10 protein-coding genes and 1 pseudogene are annotated in these 11826 nt (G+C 52.3%); 9 read left to right on the top strand and 2 right to left on the bottom strand.

Annotated elements, in window-relative coordinates:
• Window positions 1-325: 325 nt before the first annotated feature.
• From VF684_RS20495 to VF684_RS20475, 5 genes and pseudogenes are all read left to right on the top strand, one after another.
• Window positions 326-1558 (top strand): tyrosine-type recombinase/integrase, encoded by a 1233-nt coding sequence (locus tag VF684_RS20495; protein WP_440174384.1) that lies wholly within the window; start codon window positions 326-328, stop codon window positions 1556-1558.
• A 595-nt stretch (window positions 1559-2153) separates the two neighbouring features.
• A complete protein-coding gene (locus VF684_RS20490; protein ID WP_279459136.1) occupies window positions 2154-3035 on the top strand; it encodes a helix-turn-helix transcriptional regulator in 882 nt (293 codons plus the stop codon).
• 92 nt (window positions 3036-3127) lie between these two features.
• Window positions 3128-3772 carry a TM2 domain-containing protein gene (locus VF684_RS20485; protein WP_279459137.1) on the top strand — a complete coding sequence of 215 codons (645 nt, stop codon included), beginning with the start codon at window positions 3128-3130 and terminating at the stop codon, window positions 3770-3772.
• Complete coding sequence (locus VF684_RS20480) at window positions 3760-4497, top strand: hypothetical protein (protein ID WP_376900172.1); 738 nt, start codon at window positions 3760-3762, stop codon at window positions 4495-4497. The genes VF684_RS20485 and VF684_RS20480 overlap by 13 nt, the downstream gene beginning before the upstream one ends.
• A gap of 227 nt (window positions 4498-4724) precedes the next feature.
• Window positions 4725-5641, top strand: a pseudogene (locus tag VF684_RS20475) (IS5 family transposase).
• A 77-nt stretch (window positions 5642-5718) separates the two neighbouring features.
• Here VF684_RS20475 and VF684_RS20470 read toward each other — a convergent pair.
• Window positions 5719-5886 (bottom strand): hypothetical protein, encoded by a 168-nt coding sequence (locus VF684_RS20470; RefSeq protein ID WP_279475044.1) that lies wholly within the window; start codon window positions 5884-5886, stop codon window positions 5719-5721.
• A gap of 276 nt (window positions 5887-6162) precedes the next feature.
• On the opposite strand from VF684_RS20470, the gene VF684_RS20465 reads away from it, so the two are divergent.
• From VF684_RS20465 to VF684_RS20455, 3 genes are all read left to right on the top strand, one after another.
• A complete protein-coding gene (locus VF684_RS20465; RefSeq protein ID WP_279459141.1) occupies window positions 6163-6807 on the top strand; it encodes a hypothetical protein in 645 nt (214 codons plus the stop codon).
• A 271-nt stretch (window positions 6808-7078) separates the two neighbouring features.
• The gene (locus tag VF684_RS20460; RefSeq protein WP_376900168.1) at window positions 7079-7855 is read left to right on the top strand and encodes a DNA polymerase; all 777 of its coding nucleotides are present in this window, start codon (window positions 7079-7081) and stop codon (window positions 7853-7855) included.
• Window positions 7855-8877, top strand: coding sequence for a hypothetical protein (locus VF684_RS20455; protein WP_440174383.1), 1023 nt, complete (start codon window positions 7855-7857; stop codon window positions 8875-8877). Before VF684_RS20460 ends, VF684_RS20455 begins: the two co-directional genes overlap by 1 nt.
• Here VF684_RS20455 and VF684_RS20450 read toward each other — a convergent pair.
• Complete coding sequence (locus VF684_RS20450) at window positions 8857-10125, bottom strand: IS4-like element ISAeme3 family transposase (protein ID WP_041205731.1); 1269 nt, start codon at window positions 10123-10125, stop codon at window positions 8857-8859. The two genes, VF684_RS20455 and VF684_RS20450, sit on opposite strands and share 21 nt — an antisense overlap.
• 412 nt (window positions 10126-10537) lie before the next feature.
• Here VF684_RS20450 and blaMOX point away from each other — a divergent pair, with 412 nt between their 5' ends.
• Window positions 10538-11686 (top strand): CMY-1/MOX family class C beta-lactamase, encoded by a 1149-nt coding sequence (blaMOX, locus tag VF684_RS20445; RefSeq protein WP_236748032.1) that lies wholly within the window; start codon window positions 10538-10540, stop codon window positions 11684-11686.
• Window positions 11687-11826 lie beyond the last annotated feature (140 nt).

Below are 11826 nucleotides of genomic sequence, written 5' to 3'. Positions count from 1 at the left end.
ACGGTGACACCTGACTGACCCCGTTCAGGCAAAAAGATGAAAAAGTCGCGTCGGTGGCGACGGAGCGTCGGGAACCGTTTAGGTCAATTCGCCAGCTCGCCGCCACCGACAGCAAATTTCTACGTTTGGCGAATTTTCCCGCCCAGAAGACCGGATATCGACCGGAAGTAGGCCAAGCCCTGTTCCACCTCTGGCTTGAGACCAACATTAGGCTCAGTCAATCCCTAACCTCATCCCGGCAGCACAAGGAATTGACATCCCTGTGCTGTTTTTGCTTGGGCAGACCACCCCCTACCCCACCACATCAAATGACAGGAGACTGACGATGGCAAATGCCCCCTCCCGATTTCGCTTCACTCAAAAAGCCATTGAGGCCCTACCACCGAACACCCCCCATGCCAGATCAACAGAAGCCGAATACAGCGACACCCTGATCCCAGGCTTTAAATGTCTGGTAGGCAAAGGTGAAGGTTCCAAGAAATTCCTGCTTCGTTATCTCTGGCAAGGACGTAAACGGGCTATATCCATAGGCCGCTTCCCCGATGTCGACCTGAACACGGCCAGAGAGATCGCCACAGACTATAAACGTCTGCTTTCGCAAGGCATCGACCCCAAGCAACAGAAGGAAGATAAACGGCAGGAACTCACCCTGACCGAGTTGTTTGAACAGCATTACTTCCCCTATGCCATGCACCACAAACGATCATGGCGGGATGATGCACAACGCTTTCGTGACCACTTAAAACCTGCCTTGGGATCACGGTTACTGTCAGAGATAAAGCTTGAGCAGGGCCAGGCCCTGCAAACCAACTTGCTGAGCAAGGTAAAGCCAGCCACCAGCAACCGGATCACCACCTTACTCAAAGCGATCCTGACTTGGAGTGTTCGAATGGGCTATCTGGAACAACACCCAATGAGACACCTCAAGAGCCTGACCGAGAACAACCAACGCACCCGCTATCTGGACAAAGGGGAGATCAGACGGCTTTTTATGGCTGCGGATATCGATGAAAACCGTTATGCGGGTCAGTACGTCAAACTGCTGTTGCTCACAGGGTTGCGTAAGGATGAGTTGAGGTTGGCCAAGTGGGAACACCTCGATCAATCCCAGCTGACCCTGTTCATCTCCCACACCAAGAATGGGAAAAGCCGGATCCTCCACCTCAACCATATGGCCATGCAGATCATCAAGGAGACCCACCCTATCGAAGGAAACCCCTATCTGTTTCCAGGACAGAAACAGGGTCAGCCGCTCAACAACGTCACCAGACCATTTAACCGGATGCTCAAGCGGGCAAGGATTGAAGGGCCAGTCTGTATCCATACTTGCCGCCACTCCGTTGCAGCCTTGATCGTCTCAAGTGGCGGAACCTTGTATGACGTGCAAGCCCAGTTGGGTCATGCCAGCAGCCAGACCAGCCAACGATATGCACACCTGCACTCCAGCAGGCTGAGACACACCAGTACCCAAGTGGCCAACTGTGTGGAACAGGCATTGATACCCAGCAACACTGCCCACTCAGCCCTACCCCAACTCAGCCAAAACGGAGGAATTTAGGAAAAAATGCCGACGGTCGTGACGAGCTGACGGACAAACTCGACGCCTCGACGCGACCGTCGGCATAGTGTCAAAACGCTTCATGCAACAAGAAAAACCACCAGTTGAGTTACCCTAATCGACGAAAAATCCCTTGATTTATAACACCATACTTAGGTAAGGTCTCACACGTAGACGTTTTATATGATTTGAGCAGTGGCGTTTACAGGCACTTGCCGTCCCTTCTAGATCGCGCTTAGCGTTGTAGGGACTCCAGTGTTGCACCGTACATCAAAAATCAACCTTTTGATTAACCTATTTGCTTTGCGGCAAAGGTTTGTGCAGCTCTGGATGATACCCGATGACCTACAGACGTAACGCAGTTCCCCATCCCCTAGATTTACCGTCAACTCAATCAGACATCTGCGATAGTACCGTGGTGCCTGCACATTCATCCATGTGCTTTCCAGTTACCCCTACAGTAGATAACAACTCGCCCGCCGCTATATCAACTCTGCTTATCCAAAATCCTGCACGTCGTGAAAATTCCGGCTCGACACGCCCTGTCGGGCACCTCCATGACACTTGGATACCTTTGACTACGATGCTCCCCTGGATGGCAGAACACGACACCCTAGCCCAACGCCTCGGCGTGATCCTGACCAAGCTCAACAACGGGCAGCGGTTGGTGATCTCCGAGTTGGCCCACGAGTTCAATGTCTCGGCTCGCACGATCCAGCGAGACCTGAACGCCAGACTGGCTTATCTACCGCTGGAACGTGACGGACAAACCTATTGGCTTGACCCTAGCTATCTAGGGAGAACCACCACTCCCGCCATTTTGAGACTGTGCGAGCAACTCGGGGCCAAAGCATTGTTCCCGGATGATCACGAAAGTCTGATCAAGCTCTGGCTCAACCCTGCATCAACACCTGTATTCGTCCTTTCCGGCTTTCAACTCGATGATGATGACAGCCACTACCAATGGTTAAAGCCACTCGCCAAGGCAATCAGCCAACAGCTCAACGTCAGGCTGACATGGGTGGGCGAGCCAGTAGAGCAAGAGATTGAGCCATATCGTCTGGTCAATAAGCGAGGCCGCTGGTACTTGGCAGGGGTAACGGCGGATACGCCATTTATCGAGCCTTTGTCGAGTATTGCCAGCCTCAAGCAGATAGAAACGCCAGCAACGATCAGCGAGTCACAGCAGCAACTTCTTCAACACCTCATCGAGCAAGAGGCCATCCCTACTCACGAGGTGGTGATCAAGGCAGCCGCGCCTATCGCCCACGAGTTCAAGCTTCGGAACATCCTCCCCGAGCAGGCACTGATCCGAGAGCTGGAGGATGGCAGCGTCTTGCTGGCGAGCAGGGTATTCGATGGTGCACAGCTGCTACCCGTGATCAAAACGTACCTGCCGCACCTTGAAGTGATCAGCCCAGCTGGGATCCAAACATTGGTCAAACGTGACCTCAAGACCCTGCTCAGCCGGATGTAAGCCACATTTTCACACCACTTATTTCAATCCCCGACACCACCTGTCGGGGCAAATCACCACTATCTGTAGTTCAACCAACAAGGAGCAAAAACATGGGATCTCCCACGATAACTACGCTATCAGACCTCGTTCTACGCAGTCATGATGACTATGAAACAGTCTTCGAACACGTAGCCGCTCACCTGCAAGCAGAGGGTGGCACTATCAAGGTTGCTGACCGAGCCAAGGGAACACTGGAAGCATCCTGGAAGTACGGTATCAATCCATTCGGATTGCGCGTGACAGTCCATTTCAGTTCACCAGAAGAAGGGATTGTTGAGCTATCGCTGACTGGCTCCTTCGTTGATGCGATCGACACATGGGGCACCGCCAAGAAGAAGGCAAAGGCGATCGCTGAAGTGCTCCCCTTGCCTATCGATGCAGCCGCATGGCCTATCCGTGAGCAGGCGTCGGTTCCTGCGTCAACTCAACCAGCACCAGCGGGAGGCACAGTTCACCATAGAGGTAAGCGAAAGGTATTGATGGCCCTACTGGTCTTTTTTGGTGGTGGAATTGGCCTGCACAAGTTCTATGCCGGTAACTGGGGCTGGGGTCTGATCTATCTGACCGCTTGCACCACTGGGATCCCGGTTCTGCTCTCTTTGGTTGAGTTCATCAAGGTGCTTTGCCTATCCCAAGAAGAATTCGACAAGCGTTACAACTATCAGGCTGTGAGGGCATTTCAATGGGTATGGTAAGGGTACAGAGGCTCGTTCTGGCTGCCAGTGTTTCACTGCTGATGGCACCAGCGGCTCAAGCCGGATTGCTCAGTAAATGGGACGAGCTGACCGTGAAAGGGGGAGAACTTGAAAGCTGTCCAGGCGTGACCTTGGAGCAGCAGGCCGATAGCTTCTTTAAGGATCCCCTGTGGTCGGCAGGCAAAGCCGCTGATGGCCGCAAGTTGGTCAACGTGAGTGGCACGTTCACATATGGAGATAGACCTGTTCGGGGCATGCTTCAGATGTGGGTTCAAGGCAAGGGGTTCAGCGTTGAAGCGCTCGAGATAAACGGCCAGCCACAACCGGATGTCATGATCGATGCCCTGTTGAGCAAGATGTGTGAGACCGCGAAGGAAGAGGTTGCTCCCCAAACAGCTCTACGTGGGAAACAGCCCCTCCCCTTCATCGGCAAGCGTAGCTTCAACTTTGCTGGTGGAAGCGGCACTGAGGAGTTCATCACGATCCAGCAGAGCGGCCTGACGGTGATCGAAAGCTGTGGGGCATCCCTGATGGACGACAATGGCAGCTTCCAGGAGCCAAGCTGCTCTGTGGATTGGAAAGGCCAGTTCGCAATCCCCCTCAAGACAAGCTCAGCTATATATCGAGTAGAGAAGGAGCGGATTTATCAGATTGAACAAGATGGCAGCCCAGCCCGAGACTGTATGGCATCCAGAGAGGATTGCAGCGTCAGCTTGTACGAGTAGAGCAAGGTCGGTGGCATGAAAGCGGGAGCAATCCCGCTTTTTTTCGTTCAATACCAGCCAACAGAGTAAAAGTCTCGACGGTGGTGTCGGCTCGACGGGGGGTAGTTCGACGCCTCGCCACCGCCGTCACGACTTACACGGCGTTGTTGCCCAAATCAGAGTGACCTGAATTGAACTTATGGTGGAGACGGCGATCTGATCACCAAATCCCTCTTCAAATCATCATCATGGGCAAGTCGCTTCACGCCATATCCAACTGGTCACAGTACAACCGTTCCCTGGTCAATCGCGGCTCGCTAACGTTCTGGGTTGATGAGAATGTCGTTCATAACTGGTTCCATCAAGAACATCATGGCCGACGGGGACGAAGCTCCCTCTACACCGACCAGACCATCTGTACCTTTCTCATGCTCAAGGGCATTTTCAATCTCTCCCTGCGGGCGACACAGGGCATGCTCGACTCGCTGTTTGAGCTGATGAATGTGCCGCTGTGTGCCCCCGACTACAGCTGTGTCAGTAAGCGCGCCAGTACAGTGAAGGTGATATACCGCCAGCTCCCCAAGGGCAAGGTTACCGATTTGGTTATCGATTCCACCGGCTTGAAAGTGTTTGGCGAGGGCGAATGGAAGGTCAGAAAGCATGGCCATGACAAGCGCCGGGTCTGGCGCAAATTACATCTGGCAGTGGACCCAGCGACCCACGACATCGTGGCAGCCGAGGCCTCGTTGGAAAATGTTCATGATGCTGGGGTGTTGCCGACCCTGTTCAATCCGCTACGCCGAGCCCTTGGGACCGTGTATGCCGATGGCGCATATGACACCAAGGCCAGCCATGAACTGATAAAACGCAAAGGAGCCAAGGCCTGTATTCCACCGCGCAAGAATGCCGGTCTATGGGAAGAGGGGCATCCACGTAATGAAGCAGTTCTGGTGATGCGCAAGGAGGGGCTGACTCACTGGAAGCAGCAGTCCGGGTATCATGGCGCTCATTGGCCGAGACGGCGATGTATCGGTTCAAACAATTGATGACGGGAAAAATCAGTCTACGTAACTACAACGGACAAGTGGGAGAGATCATGGCCTACGTGTGTGCGATGAACAAACTGAATGCCCTTGGTCTGCCTGTTAGAAAGCCCCAAGTGTAGCTATCACCTGGGTCTGGGGAAGTTGTGGCCTAATCGCTGATTTGGGCAACAACGCCGACTTACACCCCAAATTTTCTTCACGAGACCGACATCAGCATCGTTCCATCAATATATTTTTTCACCACCAAAATACACACAACCTGGCAACAAACGCCCCAAGCAAAAACAGCCTCAATGGGGACTGAAAATAGAAACAACAGCCAACGGTACACCTGTTTTTTATTTCTATCAGCAACGCTTTCCATATTTATATCCATGCAACTCAAAAAATATTGTTAAATATTGTTTAACTAATAGTGCATTGGCATTTCTATAGAAAATACATGCTTGAACATCCTTTTGAATTTGGTAATATTCATCTCGCTGGAAGTGCTGAGCGCTTAGCATAGTTGATATGTTGCCTGCGCCATTTTTTTATTGGCAGGCGATATATGTAAAGAATATGCTCTTTAACAATTTGGAAAAGTAATCTCTCGGAATGTTAGAGAGTATGAAAATCAATTAATCTATTGGGGTTTTTTATGTCTCTTATTTTAGATTTGCTTAAGCCATGTCTGGTAGATAAAATTTCTTGGACCCAAAGCCAATTAATAAAACTACCGCCAAATGATGTAAGTTTCATGCTGGACACTGCTCGAGCCCTACATGTGCTTATAGTTAACGATAAATCAGAGTTCACGAGACGTTTATATGCTGTTGATCAATCTCTGGCAAAAGAATTTGGCGATTTGATCAAACCGTATGCGTTTGTACCGTACCGCTCAGAGCTCGGTACGGTGGGTATGATGCAGGTGAATCTTCAATCAAAGGATGGTTACAGCTCTGCCAAAAGAGAACTTATTGAGGCAGGCTCTAAAATTTATTCCGTTACTCGCCTTATTGATGCTTACGACTTTTCCGAACGGACAGACGCTTCGGATATCGAGCCTATATCAGACATCGAATACGAAACTGTACTAGATCTCGTATTTTCTCATTCAATTGTATCTAACCGGGAACACCCAATATTCAAGAAGCTCACGAAACCAACAACAACCATTAATGAGGATGGTAAATGTAATGAAAACAACCATGACGAAGGTTGCAATGCCATGAGTCCGAATCTGGCAGATGATTACGCGTTAAACATCGACATTAATCTTGACACGATCAATGATATTATGTAATTCAGATTACCATACTCCATTTACTAAAATACTACTTTCAAATACAGTTACTAGCAAAAATCCATTCTACAATACCTCACCCAACTTCTCACTACCTCCCAAATATCCCCCATCATCTATTTTTACAGAAATTCCATCAAAATACGCCAAATTCAATCAACAGATCCATCAACAGGGCGTAGAAATACGCCCCCTTCTATTCCTACCCCTAATCAACAATGCTCAAGGGGGTCATGTTGTTGCCCTTGGGCGATCCAAGGACTTTATCAGCATGAACACCGATGACGTATTCATCCTTCGGCACAACTCGAAACCATTCGCAACGACGACAGGGAGAAATGTAACATACGGACCAAGTCTGACTTCCCTAAAAAAGAAGTCCTGGCCGTCTATCCTCAACCCAACCACTGGGTATTTATACATACTACTGGACTACGGGCAAGAAGAAGCTGCTATAGCGGCCTGTTTTGCGAATGACCAAGAGCTCCTGACAGCTTACCTAGCTGGCGACCTATATCTTCATATTGGTAGCCACCCTCATCTCGCTGGTTTGGATAGGGATTCGCTTAAAAAGCTAGTCCTACCGCATTCTTACGGTCAATCTGCTGCTGCCTATGCCAAAGAGCACAAGATACCTCTTGAAGTAGCGCAGCGTTACTGGCGAGCATTAAAAGAAATATTCTACCGTGTCGATGCAGAGCTGAACCACCGCTCTCAGCTGGCTTTTCGTGACGGCTATGTCAACTGTTTGGACTGGGCAGCCCGCGTTACAGCGCTGAGTAACCCTCTTGCTGTTCGCAACTGGCCTGTTCAGGCAGCTGGTGCAGACATCATGCGTCGTGCAGTTATCGGCCTAGTAGATGCGGGTATCGACCTACGCCTGACCATCCATGATGCGTTCCTTATTCGAGTTCCTATTGCGGAGCAAGATAAGCAGGTAGCGAAAGCGATCGCAGTACTCAAGAAAGCCAGTGCCTTAGTGCTGGACGGTTTTGAGCTGAATGTGAAGGTGGATGGTGTTTTCGATGGTCAAGTGGGGGTAGTGTGATGGTGAGCAAGAAATTTGATGCGGTTGAATTCAGTACAGCATATCTGGCTACGGTTAAGCTCTATAAGGGCCCTTACGTTGTGTATGAAAATCAACCAGGGATATGCCATACACACAAATCCGATAGAGTCATAGCATCCATTCGCTCCTTCGCAAGAAGTCGCGGCGAACGCCTCAATGAAAATAGGCTAAAAGATGTGTTGGATGAGATTGAAGCCTTTGCTTTTGAAGATGCGCCTCCTGTTGTTGTTCACTACAGAGTGGCTCCCTATCTTGAAGGGTACATATACAATTTGGGCAACGGTCGCTTCCTCCAGAATATGGGGACTGGTATCAGCGTTGTCTCCACGCTGCCAGAAGGTATTTTCTTTACTGAAACTAATACCATGCTGGCTATGCCAGAGTTAGTCCAGAAGTTTGATATCAAAGCATTGCTGAACTTGTTCAACTGCAATAACAACGCACAGAAACTGCTGTTGCTGGCGTGGCTGACATATACAATCGCTACCCCCAAAGCCGCCCAGCTACCGTTTCCGATACTAGTGGTAAAAGCACCAGCGGGTTCGGGTAAGTCCTTTATGTGCAACAAAATAATTAGGCAGTTAGTTGATCCATGTGCTGTACCTAGCCAGGCAATGCCGAAAAACATCAAAGATATCGCGATTTCATCCCAGAATAACCATGTGCTGATTTACGATAACCTGCGATTTATACGTCAGGAACTGAGCGATGGTCTCTGTGTCGTCGCCACTGGAGGGTCTCTTGCTGGTCGTAAATTATACACTGATGGTGAAGAGTTTAGCATGGATATGCGCTGCGCTCTTGTATTGAACGGTATCCATACTTTTGTAACGGAAAGTGACTTGGTTAGTCGATGTCTGAATATCACTCTAAAGCCGATACCAGATGAAGCGAGATGCTCAGAATCTGAATTGTCGGCAAAACTCGAGGAGCAGCTACCTTCCTTAATTTATACATTACATGTATTCATGTACAGGACCTTAAGCGTTGAGTCCCTTTAAAACTCCTTCCAAGGTCCTGTTCTGTATCGATTTTCTCTGCTTGGTTCGGCAAGCGTTCTTGGCCAAATAATCAGCTGCCCATTCCAGTCTTTCCCTTATTTCTGTCAGCGCTCTATGGGCCACTGCTTCCAATAGCGGCAACCACCATGTCGTACTGTTCTTTGACGCTTTCAACATCGATAGCTTCCCTGTCATCACACTCTGCGCGACCCGCCTTTTCATCACCAGCGACAGCAAACTCGTCCACACCAATCCCTCGGCGATGGCTTTCTCCCCCGTCACAAACCCCTTGAGCCGGTTGTGCGATTTCCACTCTTTAAATAACAACTCCACCTGCCAACGGCAGCGATACAGGCTCATCACCTGCTCTGCTGACCATGCCGCTCGCGGCAGGTTGGTCATCCACAAGCAGAACCGCTTTTCCTCGGCAAACCAGCGTCGGATCAAGCGGTACTCGACCTTGCCGGACTTCACCACCATATCCAGCACCTCAGCCCGACAGCGCCGCCGTCCTGCCTCTTTCAGTGACAGTCCCGCCAGTTTTGGCACTTCCCGTCCATCACCGCGCCAGGCCTGGATTATCTTGGGGTTCAGGCTTTGCGTTCCTCGCACCAGATAAAATCCGCCAGCGTCGTTCACCTGCTCAAACCAGGCCCTGTCAATGTAACCCGCGTCAGCCAGCAGCAGGCAGTTGGCCAGCTTGTGAGCCTCAGGGAGAAATTGCCGCTCCCCTGCGGTATCGGCAGACACACTCATGCACAGTGGGCTCTGCTCCGACAGAGACATGGTCATATGGCACTCGATAGCCGCCGGACTGATGGTCTTGAACCGGCCGGGAAAGTCAGCCGCCAGACGCCGGTGCACCGCGAAGGAGGTGCCATCGTGCAATAACACCTGCTTGAACGCGCCGAGGGAGGCCGCTTTGAGTTGATGGTCGATACGCAAGGCGATGGCCCGTTCGACCAGCGCTTTCATAAACAGGGCAAAGCTCTCTTTACGCAGCTGATTGTGAAACGGTTTGTAAGAAACCTGATGCTCTTTCGTCAGCTGCAAGGCATTGAAATGACGGTGTAAGCTGGCAATGTCATTGACCTGGTCGCCCCCCATGGCCCGCAACAGTGCAGGTACGAGCATGGCAGGGGTAATGGCGCGCTGACGCAGACAAAACTTGCAGAGCCGAGCAATGCGCTCGAGTGCGGCGGGAGCCAGGAGTTGCTCCAGATAGTGATTAGCATTAATAATGGTCATAGGCTTCGCGCGTGTTGATTTTGTTTGGCGATAAAATTAGATCACAAACGAAGCCTTTTTTATATCTATTTCAATTGGTTGGCGCTAAAGATCCTGTACATGAGGAGGCAATATCAATATGATGCACGGCGACAGCAGGGTGATGGTGGTGGTGTGTTTGGCGACAACCAGTTTACCAGCACCCTGTCTGTCAACTTCCACTTTCCCAGGATCCCGCGAAGAACCAGAAATAAGCCTGCGTTGCAAGGTGATTGAAGGGGAGCCATGGCTCCCCTTTTTCATGGGTAAAAAGAGGGGGCGGCTTCACACTGACTTCACAGAGCCTCATCGGCAGCACACCTCGCGGGACTATGCTGGGTTCATCACTCGCCGCCATGGCGATACCTTGCTAACGACAGTCAGGAGACATGCAATGCAACAACGACAATCCATCCTGTGGGGCGCTCTGGCCACCCTGATGTGGGCCGGTCTGGCTCATGCCGGTGACAAGGCGGCGACCGATCCCCTGCGCCCCGTGGTGGATGCCAGCATCCGGCCGCTGCTCAAGGAGCACAGGATCCCGGGCATGGCGGTGGCCGTGCTCAAGGATGGCAAGGCCCACTATTTCAACTACGGTGTGGCCGATCGGGAGCGCGCAGTCGGTGTCAGCGAGCAGACCCTGTTCGAGATAGGTTCCGTGAGCAAGACCCTGACCGCGACGCTGGGGGCCTACGCCGTGGTGCAGGGGGGCTTCGAGCTCGATGACAAGGCGAGTCTGTTCGCCCCCTGGCTCAAGGGATCCGCCTTTGACAACATCACCATGGGGGAGCTGGCTACCTACAGCGCGGGCGGCTTGCCGCTGCAATTCCCCGAGGAGGTGGATTCGCTCGAGAAGATGCAGGCCTACTACCGCCAGTGGACCCCAGCCTACTCGCCGGGTTCCCATCGCCAGTACGCCAACCCCAGCATCGGGCTCTTTGGCTATCTGGCGGCGAGCAGCATGAAGCAGCCGTTCGATCGCCTGATGGAGCAGACGATCCTGCCGGGGCTTGGCCTGTACCATACCTACCTCAATGTGCCCGAGCAGGCCATGGGGCACTACGCCTACGGCTACTCGAAGGAGGACAAGCCCATCCGCGTCACTCCCGGCATGCTGGCGGACGAGGCCTACGGCATCAAGACCAGCTCGGCGGATCTGCTGCGCTTTGTGAAGGCCAACATCAGCGGGGTGGATAATGCGGCCATGCAGCAGGCCATCGATCTGACTCACCAGGGCCAGTATGCGGTGGGGGAGATGACCCAGGGACTGGGCTGGGAGCGTTACCCCTATCCCGTCAGCGAGCAGACATTGCTGGCGGGCAATTCGGCCAAGGTGATCCTCGAAGCCAATCCGACGGCGGCGCCCCGGGAGTCGGGGAGCCAGATGCTCTTCAACAAGACCGGCTCGACCAGCGGCTTCGGCGCCTATGTGGCCTTCGTGCCGGCCAAAGGGATCGGCATCGTCATGCTGGCCAACCGCAACTATCCTATCCCGGCCAGGGTGAAAGCGGCCCACGCCATCCTGACGCAACTGGCCAGGTAATGGTGCGCCGTCGCTGAGCCTTGAGCGTACGTCGCATCGCGGCGTGCCCGTTACCTCGGACCCGACCCCTCAAGGGCGACCTGGCAGGGGGCGGGTCGATGAGCATGCCAGTCCGGGCCTCTCCTGCGGGAGATGTCCGG

Source organism: Aeromonas sp. Lyrl_2 (assembly GCF_051948815.1).
GTDB classification, from domain to species: Bacteria; Pseudomonadota; Gammaproteobacteria; order Enterobacterales; family Aeromonadaceae; genus Aeromonas; species Aeromonas veronii.
This window is presented reverse-complemented; position numbering and strand designations above follow the sequence as displayed.